This is a genomic window from Chryseobacterium sp. OSA05B, from assembly GCF_019970065.1.
Lineage (GTDB): Bacteria > Bacteroidota > Bacteroidia > Flavobacteriales > Weeksellaceae > Chryseobacterium.
The window spans coordinates 222846-244279 of sequence record NZ_JAHXYH010000001.1; the positions used below are offsets into that span (position 1 = coordinate 222846).

General features: G+C 37.4%; 22 protein-coding genes. 9 read left to right on the forward strand and 13 right to left on the reverse strand.

Annotated elements, in window-relative coordinates; all coding sequences use genetic code 11:
• Positions 1 to 178: 178 nt before the first annotated feature.
• Positions 179 to 406, reverse strand: a complete 228-nt coding sequence (locus LC419_RS00955; protein ID WP_223605580.1) for a hypothetical protein — start codon at positions 404 to 406, stop codon at positions 179 to 181.
• A 298-nt stretch (positions 407 to 704) separates the two neighbouring features.
• Here LC419_RS00955 and LC419_RS00960 point away from each other — a divergent pair, with 298 nt between their 5' ends.
• Entirely contained in the window at positions 705 to 1151 is a 447-nt protein-coding gene (locus LC419_RS00960) for a GNAT family N-acetyltransferase (RefSeq protein WP_223605581.1), read from the forward strand.
• A gap of 161 nt (positions 1152 to 1312) precedes the next feature.
• Here the strand turns inward: LC419_RS00960 and LC419_RS00965 are convergent, their stop codons facing one another.
• From LC419_RS00965 to LC419_RS00985, 5 genes are all read right to left on the reverse strand, one after another.
• The gene (locus tag LC419_RS00965; protein WP_223605582.1) at positions 1313 to 1672 is read right to left on the reverse strand and encodes a hypothetical protein; all 360 of its coding nucleotides are present in this window, start codon (positions 1670 to 1672) and stop codon (positions 1313 to 1315) included.
• 248 nt (positions 1673 to 1920) lie between these two features.
• A complete protein-coding gene (locus LC419_RS00970; protein ID WP_223605583.1) occupies positions 1921 to 2505 on the reverse strand; it encodes a hypothetical protein in 585 nt (194 codons plus the stop codon).
• A 519-nt stretch (positions 2506 to 3024) separates the two neighbouring features.
• Positions 3025 to 4563 carry a membrane-binding protein gene (locus LC419_RS00975; RefSeq protein ID WP_223605584.1) on the reverse strand — a complete coding sequence of 513 codons (1539 nt, stop codon included), beginning with the start codon at positions 4561 to 4563 and terminating at the stop codon, positions 3025 to 3027.
• 254 nt (positions 4564 to 4817) lie between these two features.
• Positions 4818 to 5423, reverse strand: coding sequence for a hypothetical protein (locus LC419_RS00980; protein WP_223605585.1), 606 nt, complete (start codon positions 5421 to 5423; stop codon positions 4818 to 4820).
• A 28-nt stretch (positions 5424 to 5451) separates the two neighbouring features.
• Positions 5452 to 6258, reverse strand: coding sequence for a hypothetical protein (locus LC419_RS00985; RefSeq protein ID WP_223605586.1), 807 nt, complete (start codon positions 6256 to 6258; stop codon positions 5452 to 5454).
• Between the two features lie 371 nt (positions 6259 to 6629).
• Here LC419_RS00985 and LC419_RS00990 point away from each other — a divergent pair, with 371 nt between their 5' ends.
• From LC419_RS00990 to LC419_RS01000, 3 genes are all read left to right on the forward strand, one after another.
• Positions 6630 to 8867 carry a sensor histidine kinase gene (locus LC419_RS00990; RefSeq protein ID WP_223605587.1) on the forward strand — a complete coding sequence of 746 codons (2238 nt, stop codon included), beginning with the start codon at positions 6630 to 6632 and terminating at the stop codon, positions 8865 to 8867.
• A gap of 7 nt (positions 8868 to 8874) precedes the next feature.
• Positions 8875 to 9504 carry a response regulator transcription factor gene (locus LC419_RS00995; RefSeq protein ID WP_223605588.1) on the forward strand — a complete coding sequence of 210 codons (630 nt, stop codon included), beginning with the start codon at positions 8875 to 8877 and terminating at the stop codon, positions 9502 to 9504.
• 115 nt (positions 9505 to 9619) lie between these two features.
• Positions 9620 to 10105: a hypothetical protein gene (locus LC419_RS01000; RefSeq protein ID WP_223605589.1), complete on the forward strand. Its 486-nt coding sequence runs from the start codon at positions 9620 to 9622 to the stop codon at positions 10103 to 10105.
• 108 nt (positions 10106 to 10213) lie between these two features.
• On the opposite strand, the gene LC419_RS01005 is transcribed toward LC419_RS01000, so the two are convergent.
• The 4 genes from LC419_RS01005 to LC419_RS01020 form a co-directional block, all read right to left on the reverse strand.
• Positions 10214 to 10717 carry a hypothetical protein gene (locus LC419_RS01005; protein ID WP_223605590.1) on the reverse strand — a complete coding sequence of 168 codons (504 nt, stop codon included), beginning with the start codon at positions 10715 to 10717 and terminating at the stop codon, positions 10214 to 10216.
• Between the two features lie 222 nt (positions 10718 to 10939).
• Complete coding sequence (locus LC419_RS01010; RefSeq protein WP_223605591.1) at positions 10940 to 11788, reverse strand: AraC family transcriptional regulator; 849 nt, start codon at positions 11786 to 11788, stop codon at positions 10940 to 10942.
• A gap of 53 nt (positions 11789 to 11841) precedes the next feature.
• On the reverse strand, positions 11842 to 13350 hold the full coding sequence (locus tag LC419_RS01015) for an adenosine kinase (RefSeq protein ID WP_223605592.1): 1509 nt from the start codon (positions 13348 to 13350) through the stop codon (positions 11842 to 11844).
• Positions 13351 to 13500: 150 nt separating this feature from the next.
• Positions 13501 to 14628: an alpha/beta hydrolase-fold protein gene (locus LC419_RS01020; RefSeq protein WP_223605593.1), complete on the reverse strand. Its 1128-nt coding sequence runs from the start codon at positions 14626 to 14628 to the stop codon at positions 13501 to 13503.
• Positions 14629 to 14924: 296 nt separating this feature from the next.
• On the opposite strand from LC419_RS01020, the gene LC419_RS01025 reads away from it, so the two are divergent.
• The gene (locus LC419_RS01025; protein ID WP_223605594.1) at positions 14925 to 15365 is read left to right on the forward strand and encodes a hypothetical protein; all 441 of its coding nucleotides are present in this window, start codon (positions 14925 to 14927) and stop codon (positions 15363 to 15365) included.
• Between the two features lie 183 nt (positions 15366 to 15548).
• Here LC419_RS01025 and LC419_RS01030 read toward each other — a convergent pair whose 3' ends face one another.
• Positions 15549 to 16682, reverse strand: coding sequence for an acyltransferase (locus LC419_RS01030; protein WP_223605595.1), 1134 nt, complete (start codon positions 16680 to 16682; stop codon positions 15549 to 15551).
• A 186-nt stretch (positions 16683 to 16868) separates the two neighbouring features.
• Here LC419_RS01030 and LC419_RS01035 point away from each other — a divergent pair, with 186 nt between their 5' ends.
• Both LC419_RS01035 and LC419_RS01040 read left to right on the forward strand, forming a co-directional pair.
• A complete protein-coding gene (locus tag LC419_RS01035; protein ID WP_223605596.1) occupies positions 16869 to 17927 on the forward strand; it encodes a sensor histidine kinase in 1059 nt (352 codons plus the stop codon).
• Positions 17924 to 18622: a LytTR family DNA-binding domain-containing protein gene (locus LC419_RS01040; RefSeq protein ID WP_223605597.1), complete on the forward strand. Its 699-nt coding sequence runs from the start codon at positions 17924 to 17926 to the stop codon at positions 18620 to 18622. Before LC419_RS01035 ends, LC419_RS01040 begins: the two co-directional genes overlap by 4 nt.
• 5 nt (positions 18623 to 18627) lie before the next feature.
• Here LC419_RS01040 and LC419_RS01045 read toward each other — a convergent pair whose 3' ends face one another.
• Positions 18628 to 19128, reverse strand: coding sequence for a GNAT family N-acetyltransferase (locus LC419_RS01045; RefSeq protein WP_223605598.1), 501 nt, complete (start codon positions 19126 to 19128; stop codon positions 18628 to 18630).
• Between the two features lie 197 nt (positions 19129 to 19325).
• On the opposite strand from LC419_RS01045, the gene LC419_RS01050 reads away from it, so the two are divergent.
• Positions 19326 to 19808 (forward strand): nuclear transport factor 2 family protein, encoded by a 483-nt coding sequence (locus LC419_RS01050; RefSeq protein WP_223605599.1) that lies wholly within the window; start codon positions 19326 to 19328, stop codon positions 19806 to 19808.
• Between the two features lie 6 nt (positions 19809 to 19814).
• Here LC419_RS01050 and LC419_RS01055 read toward each other — a convergent pair whose 3' ends face one another.
• Positions 19815 to 20378, reverse strand: a complete 564-nt coding sequence (locus LC419_RS01055) for a hypothetical protein (RefSeq protein ID WP_223605600.1) — start codon at positions 20376 to 20378, stop codon at positions 19815 to 19817.
• 467 nt (positions 20379 to 20845) lie between these two features.
• Between LC419_RS01055 and LC419_RS01060 the strand changes: the two genes are divergently transcribed.
• A complete protein-coding gene (locus LC419_RS01060; protein WP_223605601.1) occupies positions 20846 to 21415 on the forward strand; it encodes a hypothetical protein in 570 nt (189 codons plus the stop codon).
• Positions 21416 to 21434 lie beyond the last annotated feature (19 nt).

A 21434-nucleotide genomic window follows, 5' to 3' on the forward strand; every position in this document is an offset into this window, starting at 1 on the left:
AATATCTTTAGTGATTATAAAACATCAATTACAGAAACCCGTAATAAAAAGCTATCGCTTCCGGAGTTTTCGTTCTCTGAAGTAGGTAGTCCCACGCTGTTGTAAGGTTCTAGCTCGTATCAGATTATAATTATGGACACAAACGAGACATTTGCAACAGCGATGGGAAGGCTGCTACCTAAGCTTTAGATTTTTTTGTCTCATCTGTTGTCTTTGATCTAGGTCTTGGTTTAATCATATTTAGAATTTTATTGCCTACTAAATTGTATGCATCAGCGGCAATAAAAGAAAATCCATTTACTGTTCTTATTATAGTTCCACCGTTGGGATGTGGCTCAAATGAACAGATGTGATTAAAATTAACAGAGATAGGCACATTATTACCTTGTCTAAATTCGATAAGCATGGTTGTAGTTTTTTATGGGTTATTATGATCAAATCTAAAGAAATATTTAATTTTGACAATAGATACTTTAAAAAATCACCCAAAAGTGTAAGACAGGTCCAAACAAAATCTTTTTCTTCATTATTGATAACCCTCCTCTTTGTATTCTACCTTCCACGCTGTTGCAAGCCTTGGCTCCTATCCTATATAATTTCTTGAGACAACGGGACGCTTGCGCTATCTGAAAGAAGTGAATCTCTAATGCAACAAACCACAATTACAAAATTTCCTGTATCTTGGTAGTACCCAACACCTATTTATGAAAATCATCAATTACACCAAAATTTTCAGAGAAGATTGTATCCAAATCTTTAAGAGTAATCAACCTAAATTTTTTGCGAGCGAAGAGTTGCCGCTCTTTGAAAGCTTTCTGGATAATGATACCGAAGAGAACTACTTTGTGGTTAAAATCGATGGTCAGGTAGTAGGATGTGGGGGATTTTTCTTAGATATAAGGGACAATCGTGGGGGATTATCCTGGGGAATTGTTCACGCCGATTACCATGGAAAAGGAATTGGAAAAGCATTTACCCAATATAGAATTGATTTGTTGAAAAAAACTTACCCTTCTATCCCCTACAAAATTGAAACCTCTCAGCATACCGCTGAATTTTATGAAAAGAATGGGTTTAGAACAGTAGAGATTGTCCCGGACGGATTTAGTAAAGGAATTGATAAATACACGATGATCATGGACGTTATTTAATCTTACTGAGTTCCAACCAGTCTGCAAAGTTTATGTAAGAACGGTGATGAATAGTTTTAGTCTACACCAACAAAAATCCCTCAACTCATCGAGGGATTCTAAATATATCAACTACTCAATCCTTTACTTCAATTTCAGAAAGTAAAACTATTACTCCTTCTTTACTTCATCCGTTTATCTAATCTTTTGTACCAAAATTTTCCTATCAGAAAACCAATCGACGGAAATAGAAAAGAACTGCACATTCCAATCAATAAGAAGGTAAAATCATCATCGAACAATGGAAGATTTAAAAAGCCTAAATAAGTCCAATGCATATTCAGCCAGTAATGCATCAGGAAAAACCCTAACGCCCAATTGTTGCCTCCGAATAAGGAAGTATTTCCAGTGCCTCCATTTGAAATAATATACCCCAATACTAACAGCAGATTGACGAAAAATATCCAAAGAACAGACCGGTATTTCATTTGACGTTTCGCATTAAGAAATCCTCCATACATAGTCATCAATAAGGCTATCATGAAACATACTGTCCGTGAAGCAGACAAATTTTCAACACCAGACAAGGAAAAATTCCATCCTAAAGGAATGCATAAAAGATACAGGATCATTGAATAATTGATCTTCATCGTTTTTATTTGGTTTTAAGTTCTTTACAAAGGAATTTGGCTTTGGATACCTAATCTTACTTCTTTCAATAATACCTAAAAGTTTTTAAATTTTCGGTTTTCCGATGAACAATTAAAGCTTGTATACATCCGGGTATCTCCTACTCCTGCTGTATCCATTCAAATTTTCCGTCTTTCCAATAGATGACACCGCCGCCACAGGCTTCTTCCTGATGAATAAAAATCCCGTCATTGGGCAGTTTGATCTTATCGGATTCTTTAACTTCTTCGTCGCTCATGATGTCTCCATTTTCATTGACGTTATTCCAGTAGATTTCACCTTTGGGCGCTTTTTCAAATACGCCGACCCAATCGATATCATCAAATCCCTGACCCAAAATCTCTTTTCCCATGCCCAGATATTCCACTTTTTTGTTGCCGAAAATAATTTCCAGACCGTATTTTTTATTGTCTGTGTTTTGAACAATATTCACCGTGTCCGGTAAGTGATCTCCATCCAAATCGCAGGAAATTGTATTTGGACTGTGTTTTTTTGATAAAACGATATGGTCCTTTGTATTGGGATTTGATTTTGGTGAAGGGTTTTCCTGCGGTTGGCTGGGTTTTTTATGATGGGTGGGTTTTCCGGTTATTTCGTTTTTGGGTGGTTCTTTTTTATCGTTCTGACAGCTTATAATCGTCAGAGTGGCAAAAAGGGAAAGAATTAAAAGGTTGTTATTGATCATGGTATGTGGTTTATGGCGTGGTTTCAAAAAGCTACTTTAATATGAGTTAGGGGTTAATATTTTTTTTAGACATCAGATTTCAGATTTCAGATATGAAAGTAGAAATTTGAGACTTTTTTTCGAATTTTAGGAGTTCATTATGTTTCGGGATGCGGGGTTTAAGCCAGGAACGGCCTTTCAAATCCGTATACTGGATCAACTTTAAAACCTGTGAAAAAGATAAAGTTTTTAAACGCAAAGCTTCATCTTGTTAACGTTTAGTTTTGAAGAAGGCAAAGAATGTGACTGTGTCACTGATGAAGCTATCGGTATACAACATCCGCTTAATCGAATCAATGAAATTGATTCCGCCTTTGCTTCCCTTTATTAACCGGATCATCAGTTTCTTTGCGTCAAAAAAAGCTTATCAGCTCCCAAGTTTTGCAATTGATCTCAAATTCCTTCCTCTTACCCCTGAAATTCATCACTTATCATTTAAAATTCATACTCCTTTAAATCTTACCCCGAACTCATATTACTTTATAAAGATTCATAAAATTCGTACTGAAGATCAGCTTCTGTGATCAATGTGTTGAGCGGGCTGTAAAGATCCGTCTCTTCCATTTCTGCAAGCACTTTAGACTCCTGAATTAATTTCCCTTCCGGGTTAGAAATTTTGATCAGAACCCACTTTCCGCTGCGTTCCAGTTCTTTAAAACCATATTCAGATTTATATTTGATTTTTCCGCTTTGAAGAATGCCATCTTTTACCACCGATTTATTGGCCGCTTTTCCTTTGACATATTGCACAATCTGCCCTGTGAAACCATCCTCCTGTTCCAGCGGTTGACTGTAGGTGTATGTGACAGCTCCGTTTTCATCATAAACCGTAGAATTGTATCCGGTCTGATCTGCATTAATTTTCGTCTCCACTTTTAATTTTTCCTCGTCCCTGAAAGATTTAGAATGTATTAAAAGACCATCCTTATACTTCTGTTCAATAAGTCCCTCGTACAGTGTTCCATCATAAGGCATACCGTCTTTATAAGTCACTGCGCCTTTTTGTTTTCCGTCTGGATGATAATATGTAATTTGCTGGATCATCTCATCTTTTACGGCCTGTTCGGAAGATAGTTTTCCATTTTCATCAAAATATTTATTCAGGACTAAAGCCCCGTTTTTATAAACATCGATAGCCGAGAAGCCGGAAAATTCATAATTGTACTGATAATCCTCGCCATCCTGAGGTTTGTAATACTCAGTTTCCTTATCATAAATATACGTAAGGTTACCGATCTGCTTACCCGTTTCATCATACGTTTTCTGATAGCCGCCTTTTTTGTTTTTCTTGTCTTCCTGCAGAATTCCTCCTTTTTTGGAGTAAATGGTAATTTCTGTTACGATTCCGTCTTTATTCTGCTTTTCAATTTTGGAAACCTTCATCGGATCCTGGTAATACTCCACCATCACCTTATCGCTGGAGTTCCCGGAGCTGTTTGAACCAATATATTTGCCTTTATCACCATAATATTTAGTTTCAAACAGTTCTTCTTTGCTGTTGCTGATGGTTTCATAACGGATCCCTTTGATATCTTCATCATATACAACCGATCTGAAACTGTCGGGAGTTTCATACGTAGTCATCGTGTTGTTATAAGTCATTTCTTCCGGATTTTTATAGTTGTAGATGGTGCCTGTAAAAGTACCGTCCGCTTTATACACCAAATCCTCCTGAACTCTTCCCTGCTGATCAAAAGTCTTAGCCGGTCCTATCTGGTTGCCTCCGGAAAATGTCCCTGTACTCAATACTTTTCCTTCCGCATTGTACCAGGTTACTTTACCTTCATACACTTCATTTCCCGGCGTAGCATCAGAAACAAGGCCTTCCATTTGAAGCGTTCCGTTTTTATAAAAGTCTCTGATTAAAGTGAGTTTTCCTTTACGCTCTGTTTCCCGGTAAAACTCCATTTTGCTCTGCGTGGTTTTTTCCCAGTTTTCATCAAAATAGATTTTTTCCTGTGCACTGGCGTGAATACTTATGATCAGGGCAAAAACCGCTGATGTCAATAATTTTTTCATGTTTTTTAAAAAAGGTTTAGATAGTCAATTTCACTTGCTCTCCTCATAGTTCTGCATTGTTTTTCCAGACTCATAGAAAAATTTCATCATTGTGTTTTGGTCCGAAATAATTATAAACAAAGATCTGTAAAAGCATCCTCGTATAAAATCCCTGCTTTCAGCTAATTTGTGTTCTTACCTGTTTCGAAATAAAATGATAAAGGGGAAATCGATGGATGAGTTTTACAGATCTTATTTGTTTTCATGGTTTATTTTTACCGCTTTTCAAATTTACCAGTTTCCCTGATAAGGTATGACGAATTTATGATTTCTGATCGTCTCGATGCTCTATAAACGTTGCGCACCAAGATGTTAGAACTGGAAATCGAGCTTGTGGTTGAAGTCGAAAACCTTGGACTTCCATCATAAGCAACCAGCAGTTCATCAATATTTTTATAGTTTCTATCAAACGTTACCATGAGCGTTTTAAGTTCACTTTCCCTGTCCAGATAAGTCAATACAAAAGTTTTGAATTTTCCGGGAAAGGACAGCTGGTAATTTACTGTAACGTTTTTACCGAATTTCAACCACTTCTGCAAACCCAGCTTTTCTACCTGTTCATTGGACAGTTTAGTATACACTCTTGCTGAAGGATGTTTTTTTCTGTATGCTTCGTCAAAAGTCTCAAACCTGGTGGTTTCCGATACCGGTAATTCTTCCATTGGAACGTTCATAAAAGAAAACTGAGCATTTACTGAATCATTACGAACAGCCTGAGTTTCATTGATGTAATGATTTTCATTGTTCTCTGAATTCTGTATTTTTTCCTGGCAGGAAATCACTGTTCCTAATAACAAAAAATTAAAAACGGTCTTTCTCATTGTTTTACTGTTTTCTCTTGCGACGGTTTTAACAATCAAACTGAATGGCTACTTCTGCTGCTTTTTTAATGAGCTTTCCTTTTTTTGCTTGGGAAGAGAGATAGAGAATCACCCGTTCTTCCTCATAATCTCTGTTGGCCCCGAAAATAAAATCTGGTTTTCCATCCTTATCAATATCTCCTATGAAAAGTAATTCGACAAAAGTATCGTTGAATGATTCTTCCTCTAAGAACAAGGTTTCCGGAGTATTATTGGCTGACAGATAGAGCTTATAATCCTTTACATTCTGATAGAGTTCCTCTCCTTCATCCGTGTGTACTTTTTCTGATGAAAGCACTTTTCCTTCTGCACGCAATGTATATTCTTCATTTCCGAAGTAGAATTTCAGTTTTTCCTTCGGCCATATTTTATTCTTCACAATTTTTACGGTCTTTATTTCACCAGGTGTCAATCGTGAATGACCTATGAGTACAAGACTGTTATTTTTAGAATGAATGACTTTCGTAGAATCTCCCGAACATTCAGAAAACCCTTTTGTAACCATATAGTCAGATTTACCCAAATAAAATTTTCCATTCTTTTGATATAAATCCAGCCAATCCTTTGCCAATCCATTGACCTCATTTTCTTTTCCAAAGTCCCGGTACTCTTTAGGGAGAAGAATACTGATAGGCTCCGTTGATTCTTCAACCTGATTCTGTTTCAGATCCGCTGAATCTTTACTATGCTGAACCTGTTCCTGAGGCGGTGCTGTTTTATTTTTTGTTTCCTGCTTTTTATCTTTACAGGAAATCGACATTAGTAAGGGTAAAAAAATCAAAATTGTTTTCTTCATTGTTTTGCTCTTTATTTATGATAGGCTTCCGACGATGGGAACACCTTCTGAATCAAAATTACATCTTATTTCATCTCCATTTTGATTATACTATTTGTCTTCACAAATACTAAAGGCAAATTTGTGCAAAAAAATGATGATAAAACATCCCTGTTTTCAGCCAATTTGTTCAGTTTAGTTTCATCCCTGAAATTAGCTGAAAACAGGGATTGAAAAAACGCACAAGAATAACGAGTTTTGGCTTTATCTATGAAGGGGCTCATCTTTGACGGTATTCACTGTCCTTTTATTTAAATTGAATATGAAATATAACCCGTGAGAAACCGCAAAGTAATAACTTTGCCATCTTTGCCATCTTTACCATCTGAAAAATGCTGATCAATTTTTTTTCCTTTTTACGTTTTCCTGTTCTCTTTCTATGTCTTGTCTTAGCAGGTCATGCGGCATCAGCCCAGGAAATTTCCAACACCCCGGAACAGCTGTACAAAAAATACAAACCGGGAAGCACCCAGCGAATGATGATGACAGGAAAGTATGCACAGGCCCTTTTCTTTAATCAACAGGAGGATAAAGCATTTGCTGTTTTAAATGAAAATATTACTTATGCTAAAAAGGAAACGGACGGAAAATATGCTGCCTATCTGTATATTATTGCCGCGATTAACTACCGATTGCTGGACAATGTCAAAGCCTATGAAAATGCGTCCAGACTCGCCCAATTTTACGAAACAAAAACAAAAGATCAGGAAACAAAAGGCTATGTAGCCTATGGATTGGGCTGGATCCATACCCGTAATAATAAAGAAGCTGAGGCGGTTCGCTATTTTTTAAAAGCCCTGTCGCTGTATGAAAAAGCCCCTAATTCTGAAAGTTTAAATAATAGGAAAGCATCGGTGTACCGGGAATTAAACAGTATTTATGCCGACTGGAATGAGTATCAGCTGCAGGAAAAATATAGCAAGCTATCCTTGGAAATTGCCTTACAGCAGAAAGATCCCATGAATCTGTTTGATTCTTATATGGCCATGGGCTATATGTATGAAAAACGCTATGAATCTACCGATAACAAAGCCCTTATCAACCTGGCAGAGTCGTATTATCTCAAAGCAATAGAGACGTATAAAGCCAATAAGGCGCGTATGCCTATTCCTTCCACGCTTTCTTTTGTAGCGATCAATCTGGCCAATCTGTATTTAAATTATTTCCCTGAATCTCACAGAGACAAGGTGCTGTATTATGCCAATCTTGCTAAAACCCAGGGTACCGCAACAGGAAACCATGACCATGCAGCCTCCGCAAATGGTATTCTGGCAGAATTAGCTTTGCAGAATGGTCATCAGGAAGAAGCGAAAAACTATCTGATGACTGCACTGGCAGAATCAGAGTATAATAATATCGAAGATCCGCAGGTTAAGCTTTCCATTTTTGAAAATCTTTCCCAACTTTTTCAAAATGAAAATAATTTTAAGGAAGCCATATTTTACCAAAAGAAATATATAGAAACCTTCAAACAGATTTATGATCAGAAAAATGCTGCCATAGGTAAAAAACTGGAAATCCAATATGAAAGGGAAAAACAAAAGCAGCAGTTGCTCCGGTTACAGCTGGCCTCTGAAAAGCAGGAACAGCGTCTCAAGGAAATGAGCTGGCATAGTCTGCAGCAGGCTCAGCAATTGGAGAATCTCGAATTAACGAGAGAGAATCAGTTTAGAAAACTGGAATTCACTGAAATAGAAAACAGTAAAAAAGCTCAGGAGCTCCGTTTATCTCAACTGGAATCCTTTAACAGAAAACGGGAGGTAGATCTCTATAAAGCCAGAGTTGATTATAAGGAGAAAATCAACACCTTTTACATCGGGTTGACGGCTTCTGTTTCTTTACTGCTCATATTGCTTTTATATGCCTATTTTCAGAGAACGAAAGGTATTAAGCAAAAGGAAAAATTACATCTTCTTGAAATGGAAACGGTGATACAGAACTCAAAAATCTCCAACCTTACGCTCATGTTGGAAGGTCAGGAACAGGAAAGAGGAAGAATAGCCCGTGATCTGCACGATGGCCTCGGAAGTTTGCTTTCCGGAACCAAAATGAATCTGTTTTTATTAAAGGATAAATCCAGTGATCATCATCAGCCGCAAATAGAGCGATCCATGGCGCAGATAGATATCGCAGTGGACGAACTTCGCCGTGTTGCACATAATCTGATGCCAGATCTGCTGCTGAAGTATGGTCTTCAGGAAACCCTGATGGAATATGTTTCCCGGATGACTACCCCGAAACTGGATATTGATGTTCAGTTTCTCTATTACTCAAATCAGCTGCCGCTGGAAAATCAGTTGCTGGTTTACAGAATTGTTCAGGAATTGGTTAATAATGCCGTAAAACATGCCGCTGCTGAGCAGATCATTATTCAGTTCATCGAAAATGAATCCGACTATGTGATTATTGTGGAGGATGATGGAGAAGGTTTTGACACCAAGATCCTGAATCACTCTCATTCCGCAGGATTCCACAATATCCGTTCACGCGTTGAGTTCCTGAAAGGCACCTTGCAAATAGAATCCCAGATCCACATAGGAACCAATATTGAAATCAAATTTCCCAAATAAACCAACCATGATTAAAATTGCTATAACCGACGATCACCCATTATTGCTGGAAGGCTTAAAAAATATTCTTTCCCAACAGGAGAACTTTACAGTAGTAGGCTGCTACTCTTCATCCAGTGAGCTTTTTACTGGATTAGAAAACCAGATTATAGATGTTTTATTACTGGACATCAACCTTTCCGATGGCAACAGTATAGATTTGATTAAACCTATATTAAAAAAATATCCGGCTACGCAGATCATGATTTTAAGTGTGCATAATGAGTTTGCCGTCATCAACAGTACGCTGGAAGAAGGCGCTATGGGATATATCCAGAAGAATGCCCTGGTCTCGGAAATCATTTCAGGCATACAGACGATTCTTAAGGGTGAGAAATTTTTATGCAATCAGACCCAAAAAATTGTAGAGATGAAAACGAATTCCGGATTGAATGCAGTCCCGAAATTAACCCGCAGAGAAAAGGAAATTTTACTGGAAGCGTCATTAGGCTTTACCACTATTCAGATAGCAGATAAGCTTTGCATAAGCCCACACACCGTAGAAAGTCATCGCAAAAATCTGATTGTCAAATTCAAAACTACCAACTTAAGCACAGCCATAAAATTAGCCATGGAATACGGATTGGTCCGTGCATAATGAAATCACCGGCTTAAATTCTGATCAGTCTTTTATTTTAATCTGGATTAATTAAAAATAACTTTCCGGTATGACGTTTTTTAACTATTTTTACCTGATAATATGTAAATAATATATGAGAAAGATCGTACTCGCAGGAATAGTGACTTTAGGAGGATTTTTGACAGCAAACGCACAGTGCACTACTGTATCCGCCATTACAGAAAATTTCGACACGTGGAAAGAGATGAACAAGTGCTGGACGGCTCAACAGGGAAAGGCGATGCTTTACCCTAGCGACAAAAGAATCATATTTTATTCAATGAGCAGCCCGGGAGAAAATATGTATTTAGTAACTCCGAAAATTAAAGGAGGAACCTATACACTGACCCTTGATGTTTCAGACAACGGAGGAGAAACTACACTGGAATTATTCTCAATAGCCAATCCATCTGATACAAAATCTTATGTTTCCATAGCTAAACCTTCAAAAATAACGGGAGATAAAAAAACATATGAAATTTCTTTAAAAAAAGACAATCATTTAGGACTGAAAGTTTTACTGAATGGCATACACCAGGCAGTTTATGTAGATAATTTTTCTTTGAAACCTAAAAAATAAATCGCTTAAGATAAATTCTTCAGAGATCAACTAAGAAAGAGGCTGCCTCGCATTTGAGACAGCCTCTTTTCTGTTTTATAACCTGCATAGGGTTGGTAAAATTCATCATCAGTCCAGATAAAGTGAAGTAGTTTTATTGACTTTTTTTTGATTGAAGTACTGATAAACAGACCCAGCCATAAAAAGAATCAAAAGAAACAAAAGCGTTTTGCCAATGAGCGGATCATTGATGTCTTTTGCCAAAGGATGTCCCAATGGTACACGGGTAAAAGTTTCATTCACTGTTGGTACGAGTGAAAGAAAAAAGCTGAAGGAAAGGAGAAAGTTTTCAAAATAACGGGCTCTCTTACTGTTCTCCATCTTTAAAAACAGAAAATAGGCAACAGCTATTAACAGAATGATAAACACCGAAAAAGCATGTCCCGGATTGAAGCCTCCGTGCTTGGATATCCCTAATGCGGTGATTGAAGTGATCAACGTTCCGTAAAAATAGATCTTCCCTGATAATTCCTTTAAACTGATTTTACCGTATCTGATAAATCCAACCAATGCTCCTACAATGGAAGCAACGCCAATGATTGTATGAAAAATTCCTAAACCTGATAGTCCCATTTTTGTAATTTTTAATGATTAATTTCTTTATTTTTTTAAATGATTACGATCCCCTCATCCTGTAGATTCAGTATCTAGGGAACCATGCAAAATTGCGACAGAAAAAAGGAAAGGGTTTTATGATTCCGTTCAATTATTTGGCATTTTAGTCCATAAAAAAACAACCCCAAATCAACTTTAAGATTGCTTTTCAGGCAGACTTTGAAAAACTATTAGTATTCCTTATCTGTTTTCCTGACGGTAATTGGATGGGCTGGTATTGTATTTATCATTAAAGCTTTTCGTAAAATTAGCTAGGTCATTGAACCCACACTCCAAGGCAATATCCGTGATTCGCTGGTCAGAAACTGCCAGAAGTTCGGCCGCTTTTTCCAGTTTTTTATTTTTAATGTAGCTGGCTGGGGTATCATTATACAGTTTCGCGAATTCCCTTTTGAAAGAGGATATACTCAGGTTATTACGCTCTGCCAGTTCTTCTATTGTGAGTTGTGAAAACAGATTGGCTTCAATAATCTGCTTAAAGGTATATGTGGTGGGAGAAAACAGTTGCGACAGTATAAGCTGTACGGCTTCGGCATTTTTTGTTTGTGACAGCAGAAGAATAATCTCCTTTAGTTTCAACACAAGAATATCTTCATTGACCAGAGACGGATTTTCAAAATAGAACAGTAATCCTTCCACATATTTCTGGATCAGGAAATCATTATTTATTTTTTCATTGGATTGGTTTGAAATCCTGTTTTTCGGAGACTGCAGCAATAACGGCAATTCTCTGTCATAAATTTTCTTCAGAATGTCAGGATAGAATGTGACAATGACGATTTCACATTTTTTTTCGGTAGCCGGGTTATGGATCTGCTTTCCTGAAGTGATACAGTTCAAAAATAGGGAATAATTGGCAGGAATATTAATTTCTTCGCTGTCAACTCTATATTGAAATTCCCCCTGTAAAACATAAAGAAAACAGGCCTGCTCATTCACAGGAAAATCAAAATGGAATGGTGAAGTCAATGCGACCTTTTGCATTAAAGTCTTCCCAAAAAGGTCATACTTTTTATAGTCATTTACCATAAGTACAGCTATTCTAAGTTTACGGGCAATACTACATCACCCGTTCTGACACATTAGTTGAGTTTCTGATTTGTTTTTTGGACAAAATCATTCCATTGTTGATTCAGATGCGTCAAAGCTTTCTTTTTTTCACTTTCATTCAGAGAAGAATAGTTGATTGAGTTGAAAACAAGTTTTTTCAGTGCTTTTACATCAAGCTCCCAATACACAAAAGCGACCCAGAAATCATAGCCAAGACCTTCATATCCGTAAACACTCGGGTCATCACTGTTAATAGAACATTGAATTCCATTACTTAATAAAACCAGTGCAGGATGATTCCTCATATCACTGACATATCCTAAAACCTGGTTACTGATCGGACTTACCTCAACCAGTTTGTTTTGTTTTTTGATCAACTCCATCGTTTTTGGAAAATAGATGAGGTTTAAGCCATGTCCTATCCTTGGGTTGTTCAATACTGAAATATCCAGAATATTTTTATTGAAGACCGAATTGCTTTCACCCGCATGAAGAAAAAGAGGCATTTTTACGCCGTATTTTTTACTCAGCTCATCCAGTTTTACCCAATTTTCCCTGAAAGAATAAATGCTGTTCCCGGCAGCCTCATCCGCCACAAGATCAAAGCCCGAAATAAAATCCGGAAATTCTTTTTTAAGCTCAAAAGCTGTTTCAAGCTGTTTTTCAATGCTTTTCTGGTCTAAAAATTTAAAACTGGAATAAATTAATTTTAAACTGAACTCCGGATGTACTTTCTGTATTTCTTTAACAATTTCCTGTAAATCGGTCACCGAAGTCTTCAACGGATATTTTCCTTTCTGAAAATCGTAAAGTTCATCAAAAATATACCTGATTTCCAGATGCTGTACATTATTGTTCACCAAATCCATAAAGCCTTTTTTATAGTATTCCTTGAAAAAGGGACGGTAAGGCAGGAGCAGGCTGATCCGCTTAAAACGTTTCTCAAATTCAATCCAGTAATCGGTATAAGTACAGAGTTTATCACGCTTCAGGATAAGAAGCTCTGCCAGTTTCTTTTCAAAATCAGGATCTGAAGTCAGTTTTTTATCAAGACTCACAAATCCTTCCGCCACCTTCCCTTCTTCAAAGAACGCCAGCTGACCGAAGATAAAATGATCATTATCCGCCTGATCATACACATAACCTTCTTTATATTTTCTTGCCGTTGCAATCACCCACTTCATATCGGTTATCCCTCCGCTGTGCGTATGCAACAGACCTCCTTTCGGCATTGATTGGAAGATTTCAAATAATTTGCTGCCTTCAATCAATGGTTTTAACTCATTAAAGGAACTGTTAAACAAAGATATTTTCTGTTTGTTGGTCTCAGTAAGGAACTGTTTCCGTAACTGAAATAATTTTTTATCTAATGCGGTTTCAGCATCAGACAGGTGTATATCGGCATCAAAAGCCAGTGCTTCATTTTGCTGTTTCAATGCCATCCACTCCTGCTGATAAGTGGATTGTCCGGTCACTTTATTCTGGCATCCAAACAAAGGAAATCCAAAAAGTAAAATATAAGTGAGATACCTTCTCTTCATAATATTGAGGTTTGCTGTGCCCAATTGATTGTGCTTAACAATTAAAAAAAATAGAAGTCTGATAAAACTATATTCAAAAATATAATAAATTTTTCGAGTACAGGAAGTTCCATCAGACGGTATACGGATTAATCTTAAGTATTTTGCTTTTTACTTAAAAATCCTTTGTGTAAACTGATACAGAGATCTTCTCCACGTAAGCCATTCATGGCGGGTTTCGGGAGATTTGTAAAGGAAATAAGAATATTTGTTTTTGCCCAGGAAATCGGTCAGTTGCTTATTAAACTGAAAAAACCGGTCATCTTCTTTTTCCCCGATTCCAATAAAGAAATAAGGCCTTTGTCCTGATTTTAATAAATTACCGATAGAAAGTTCTTTAAAAGGCTCGCTATTAGTTCCTTCATAAATCACCGGACTGAATACCCCGATCGCAGAAAACATTTCCGGATGACTGCTTCCGATCAGCATGGCCTGATAACTTCCGCGGGAGAGCCCGGCGATTGCTTTTTGTGTATTCGTTTTGTATTTTTTTTCAATGTATGGAATCAGTTCTCCTACAACGATTTTGTCTAAGTTTTTGGAAGAAAGAACTGTTCTGGGATAATCATCCGGCATTTTTTCCTGTTCCGGAGTCAGTGCAACTCCATAATCCATCACTACAATCATTTCCTGCGTCTTTTTCTCGGCAAAAAGATTGTCCAGAATGTTGGTGATGTAGCCCTGCTTTTCCCATCCTGTGATATCTTCACCGGTTCCGTGATACAGATATAAAACGGGTAATTTTCCGGTCCCGTAATTGGGAGGAAGATACACTTTAAAATTCCGCTGGCCCTGTGTTATTTGTGAATGTAAACTGTCATTAACGATTTTTCCGTGCTTTACATTTTTCTCCAGGAAAAAATCTTCTCCGGAAGGTACTTCGATTCCGCTGGTTGGCTGGCCGTATCCAAAATACAGTTGTGTATTCGGGTCATTTCTGCGCTGGCCATCTACATTAAACCAGTAATAATGGAATCCTACCTCCATGGCTGAGGTGGAAACATTCCAAAAACCATTCTTTCCTTTTGAAACCGAGGATTGTATACCTTGCATGCCGTCACCTCCCTCTAAAACCACAGATTGTGCATCCGGAAAATACACCTGAAACTCCGCCTTTTTCTGTGCATCTATTTTCGGGAATTCTTTCCCCGCTAAAGCTGTTGAAGACGTTTTATAGGTTTGGGAAAAAGCTACGGAAGAAAATACAATGAGAAGTAATGATATTTTTGGATACTGCATTATTTTAATTTTAAGAGATCAGAAAGCAGGCATCTATCGTGACCGGAAAAGGTCTTGATCCAGGCCTATGGCTTATATAATATCTGTTATCTTATTTCAATTTAAGAAAAATATTTATTGTTTGCAGTATATTTTATGAAATTCTCTTAGTGTAAACGCTTGATCAGCTTAGTTGTGAGGATGAAAAATATATCTTACTTTTCCATTCAATTAAGAATGAACAAATTACAGAATTTCATTTTGTTTATTCCTAAGCTGCAGATGTGATCAACAGGAATAATTTAAATTGATTAGAGATGAGTTTAAAAATATGTTTGGCCAAAAAAGTCCTTCTCTTTTATGCGGTTCTTGCTCCCTTCATTATGATCGGGTCATTGTACAATCTGATAGATGGCGTCATTTTACAGAAAAACCCAACCTATCGTATCGGTCTTTTCAGCTTATTTGGGTTTGTCATCATGCCGCTTCTGCTGATCGTGACCTACATCAAAAACAAATGTGAGATTACAGGAGACCGTGTTCGTATCAGCAAAATTGACTATCTATTTTCTGACTATCATTTCAGCATAAGAGAAAAAGAACTCGCTTTTAAGGACAGACCGCTTACTTCCCTGCTTAAAAAAAAGTATCAGGTGCTAGTTATACAATCAAAAAACACCCATGAAATCGTTCTCGAAAAAGACCTTGATGTTTTTCAGAAAGACATTGAGAATATTAGAAATGCGTTACCTAAATAATCCGGGTTGCGGGTTTGAGTGTCAGAGAGTTTGAGGGTTTTGGAGTTAGCTTTGCTAATTGCTAATTGCTAGTTGCTATTTGCTAGTTGCCAGTTGCTCGTTTGCAGTAATTAAGTTAATGAATCACCGTCTGATGTCTGATATCTGATATCTAGCATCTTAGCTCTTGGGCTCTTAAATCCCTCAGCTCTGTTCTTTATCTACCCTCTTTAGACATAGACGTTTAAGCTTTGAAGCTGGCTTTTCAATAACCAATCTATACAACAGTCCTCCGGCAATACATCCTGCCAGACAGATGAAAAGACTTATATTGTCAGATGTTTCCAACCCCAATTTTTCAAGTGCATACTGAATCATACGAATAATGCCTTTATGGGAAAGATAAACCGCATAGGACAGCCCCGCCAGCTGTGCTGTGATCGATGATTTCGTTTTGAACATAAAAGAAGATCTGGAAACGGCTGACATTAAAACAATTCCATAACCGATGGCTACCAAAGTGAATCCGAAGACAGAAGCGTCCTTAGAAACCTGATCATTACAAATCCAGAATGTGAGTCCAAGGAGAATAATTCCAAGAATAAAAAGTCTGTTCCCATTGTTATGAACTAAATTTTTAAAACGGACGGAATACTGCATCAGAAAACCTATTACCACTCCGACTGCGAGACCATCCAAACGCGTGTGCGTGGGATAATATATTTGCATATACCATATCTTCCAAAAATCTTCGGTATCCAGCACAGGAACGATGGAATTTCCCCATATGATCAATCGAGCGGTTAAGGAAAAAATCATGAGTGCACCTGCAAAAAACGCTGTGTATCTGAAAATCTTAGTCTTTATAAGTATCAGAAGCAGCAAAGGAAGAAAAAGGTAAAACTGCTCTTCGATACATAAAGACCATGCATGCGAAAACGTTCCCCGGTTAATGACATCCAGCCCGTAATTCTGGGTAAACGTAATATATTTCCAAAATTCGCCTAATGATTCACGTTCCCTGAAAAACGGAAATGTAAAATACAGAAAAAGCGTAAAAATATAAGGTGGAATGATCCTGAAAAAACGTTTGGTGAAAAATGTTTTCAGATTGATATTTCCACTTTTTCCAATCTCCTGAAACAGTTGTCCTGAGATTAAAAATCCGCTCAGTACAAAGAATAAATCCACTCCGGTCCATCCGAACCTGCCTATTGTATCAATCCAGGCGGGATGTTTAAAAGCTCGGTAATGATACATTAAAACCAATACAATGGCTAAGGCTCGTAAGTGATCCAGTCCGTAAAGTCTTTCGGAAGAACGAGTGTCTGTTGGCATTATTTTTTTCTGCAAATATTGTCAACCGACCCGATAGTTTAGCTTAATGATGGCAGAAAGCATTGATCCGGATGTCAATAGTAGTATCCACCGTCTGAACTGCAATGAGGGCTTTCCGTCATCAATTCCATTCATTTTATCAAATAATCAGCACTTGTAGCGCCGGATTTTATATTTTTGAGCGTTATGAAATTCAGACCGGAACATTATCTAAAGCAAACTGTTTATTTCCAGCTGTTCTTTTGGACGGCTTTATTCTTATTCGGAGCTGTCAGAAATTACGGAGAATATGACGGCAATATGTCTGCAACGATTCTCATTTATAATTTCTGTCACTGGATATTTCAGATTGCCGGAGCCAATTTCATTTATTACGTTCTGATCCGAAACTTTTTTGACCGGAAAAAATATGTCATCTTTTCTCTGGCTCTGATTCTCAGTTTATACCTCATTTCTGTGATGAACAGAATCTTTATTGTCTATGGTGCGGAACCTTTTTTCATTGACGAACCTCAGGACAGTTTTTACAGCATTTTTACAGATATCAGGTATCTTCTGACTCACTATACTTTTTCGCTCATTAGCGCAGCTTTTATTTTCATATCGGTGATGTTTGTGATCCGCTACAGAGATGAAAAGGAAAACACCACACAGCTGCTGAAAGAAAAGGCAGAACTGGAATTAAAATCGCTGAAATCCCAGCTGAATCCGCATTTCCTGTTCAATACCCTGAACAATATTTATGCGCTTTCGCTCAGTCATTCGGAGAAGACCTCTGAATCGATCAGCCGTCTTTCGGATATTCTGGATTATATTCTGTACAAAGGCCCTACAAATGAGGTTCCTGTATCAGAAGAGCTCACTGTCATTGATCATTATGTCGCACTGGAAAGCCTTAGATATAGCAAAGAAAGGCTCAAGATCAGCAAAGAAATCCGCTTCAATTCCGGAGCCACAATTCCTCCGCTTTTGTATTTGACATTGGTGGAAAATGCTTTTAAACATGGGGCAGGAAAAAGCATGGATCAGACGGAGATTAAAATTGATGTTTCCTCAGATGAAACTTATTTAATTTTTAACATTGAAAATACCTGTGGAAACGATGAAAACAATGACCCCGAAGGAATCGGACTTAAAAATATTGAAAAACAGCTACGGCTTCATTATCAGGATCATTTTGTATTCAATGTTTCAAGAGAAAATCATACTTTTAAAGTAGAAATAAAAACCCCGGCAGCCTTATGATCAATTGTATTATTGTAGACGACGAACCTCTGGCAGCCACATTGCTGGAGAAACATATTTCCAGAATCGGCCATTTAAAACTGGTGGGAACAGCTGAAAATGCCATGGATGCCTATCAGCTTCTGCAGAAAAAATCGGTAGGCCTGATGTTTCTTGATATCCAGATGCCGCATTTAACCGGAATTGATTTCCTCAGATCCCTGTCAAAGAAACCACCTACCATTTTCACAACGGCTTACCGCGATTTTGCCATTGAAGGTTTCGAACTCGAAGCTGTGGATTATCTTCTGAAGCCTATTACTTTTGAACGTTTTTTTAAATCCGTGGAAAGGGTTTTAAGGTACAAAACCGATGCTCAGGAGGATTTCATTATGCTTAAAGCGGAAGGTATGACCCGGAAAGTTCCCATTCGGGAGATGGTCTATTTTGAAAGTCAGGGCAATGATATTAAAACAGTTCTGGTGAATAATGAAAGTATTATTTCCAAGGCTACAATGACAGATCTGGAGTCCATTTTATCGGAGAAAGGATTTGTAAGGATTCACCGTTCATTTATGATTAATACTCAATTCGTTACTGCTTTTAATACTCATGAAATCGTCCTTGGCACCTATCATATTCCTGTTGGCAGAAGCTATAAAAGTGAATTTGATGCTTTTGTAACGGCGGTTTCTAAGGGTTCTGTCAATCAGTAAGAAATTTAACTGCGTGGAATGACGTAGTAAGCCAGCTCACCATCAGGTCTTTTCAGGTTATCTATACGGCTGAAACCCGCTTTTTCCAATACTTTTTGTGAACCTATATTATCCAGATCCGTCACGGCTACGATATCACCTGCTTCTGTATTTAAAAGAGAATATTTAACCAAAGCGCGGCTGACTTCCGTTGCAATCCCTTTTCCCCAGTATTTTTTTCCTAAAGTATATCCTATTTCAATCTGTCCGGGTGCATCTGCAAAATCCCTCACCAGGCACATTCCGATAAAATCATGATTCGCAGTATCGAATATTCCGAAACGTCCAAACGGGCCCTTTGTATAATCTTCCAGCGCTATGTCAAACATTTCCGCGTACTGCTTAGGCGAACGGTAAGGAAGATACTTGGTAACCTCATCATCTTCGAAAAGATCACAAAACAGGTTCTGTTCTTCAGGTAAAAAATTCCGGATCGTAAAATTCTGATCCTCATGTAAAATAGTCATATTCAAAAATTATAATCAGGATAAAAGTACAAATTATCCCCTACCAATACTAATAAAACGGTAATGCTTTCCAGTGCAAACTCTGCAATCTCAACTTTTTCCAGCCCATTGAGTCTTAAATTGGTTAACTTTGATCAAATTGAGGACTCCATATGACCAGCTTTCCTAAATTTCATGACATTATAAAATCTTATCCTATGAAGAAAATGCTGATGGTTAAACTGTTTTCAATACTTTTTTGCTGTTCAGTCTGGACGGCATTATTTTCTCAATCAAAAGCTTACACTCCCGTTTCAAAGGAACTTTACGATACCATTATGGAAAAAGACAGCCTTCTTTTTGGTGCTGCCAACTCAGGAAATATTGGTCAACTTAAAACATTTTTCACTGCAGATCTTGAATTTTTTCATGATGTAGGAGGTCTGGCCAACTACCAGGAAACCGTTGACAATTTCAGCAGAGTGGCCAAAAATCACAGCTATACCCGAAGGGTGTTAGTTACGGGATCCGTTGAAGTCTATCCCATTAAAGATTACGGAGCCGTACAAACCGGCATTCATCAGTTTTGCCGCCTGGAAAACGGTTCACTGATCAACTGCGGGACATTCAAATTTGTTCATGTGTGGAAAAAAACATCGGATGGCTGGAAGATTTCAAGAGTGGTCAGCTATGGACATTAATCATCATTAGTATTCAAAATATTGCCCGGACCATTGTTCAAATTGTTCCTTATACCTCTCCTGAGCAGTTTTGATGAGTTCATCCGGTTCTTCAATCTGAGCTAAGCCGTAATCCCCTGCCATCCATTTCAGATACTCACCGAGATCTTCACTTTCTTCATAATCATCTTCATCCCTGTAAAAATACGCTGTATCAAAATCTACTGAAATTTCAGTATCGTAAGTGAGCAAATGAAGCAGCTGCAGGATATTTTCAGCAACAATATGAACACCGCCTTCGTCTCCAAATACCACAATAGGCATTTGGTTTAAAGTTTTACCTGTTCCGTCATTCCAAATTGCATAAAATGAACCTGAGCCATTCGCCTGGGCAATAGGAAATAACCTGCTTAAAAAATTCTCATCTTCGCTCCAGCTCTTTAATCCGGATTTATCATCGATCAAAACACCAAAACCCTGGCTATAGTTTTCTCCGGAAGATATATGGTTTTGGAAATAGATCAGTTTTTCCAGTTCAACAGGAATTTCTTTTAATCCTAAGTTTTCTTTAAATTCTGTGCTATCGATCATCGTGAATAAAGATTTATAATTAGACAAAAATAACAGTTATTTTATTCCATTTTTTGTCCGGGCTAAAAATATTTTCTGTTTCATCAGGTATTTCAATGATGATTTCGAAGCTATGGATAAACGGTTTGAACATCATCAGGCACCTATCATTTCCCTTTAATCCGTAAAATATCATGTCTTGTATTATGAAAAACAATGACCTGTTGTTTTCCAGCGATTTATACTGAAAACAAATTGCACATCTTTTTATCTGTGTAAAGTTCAATTCCCCTATATAAAAGCCGGTAAATCATTATAAATGAAATCAATGAAAGGCTTAAAACATCCTTATGGCATACATAATATGGAAACGACATCACATACGGATATTAAAAAAAAGTGTTACTTTTGCTTAAGAAATAAATGTTTTTCGCATTTTTATTATTAGTTTTAATCCACCAATTTATAAAACATTAAAATCCCTCCACATGAGAAAAATAATTCTACTCATTACATGTATGTTCGGCGTTTCAGTTTTCTCACAGATCAAAGTGTTGAAAAACGAAAGCCTGGTGGAAATTGGCAAAGATAATTCCGTAGGTTTATATAAAAAAGAGGATAAATTTACCATCAACTATCAGGATCTCAATACCAGTAACCTGAATACCATCAGATCTTTTTCATTCCAGAATATGGACGGAGATGTCTCCGGTCTGTACAAACTGATCATGGACGGTTTCACAACAACTCCGGACGAAAACATCATCCTGGAACTTCCCAATGACATTATTGAACTTCATTATGAAAAAAACTACGGCCAGCCGACCGTTCAGTTTATCCAGTATATCAATAAAAATCGTAAATACGTTGGAAAATCCCAGTTTTTAAATAAAAAACAAGTGGAGAAAGTATTCGGCAGAGTCAATGGAAAATATGCCATGTATGAAAAGCCGGCTACCATCAACCATATCAATGGTACCAAGGCGGGTTCCAGCCAGGCATCTACTGCTGCACCCTCTTCAAATGGTAACAGCAAAAACAAAAAATCAAAGAAATAATCGTATTTTTTTCAATATT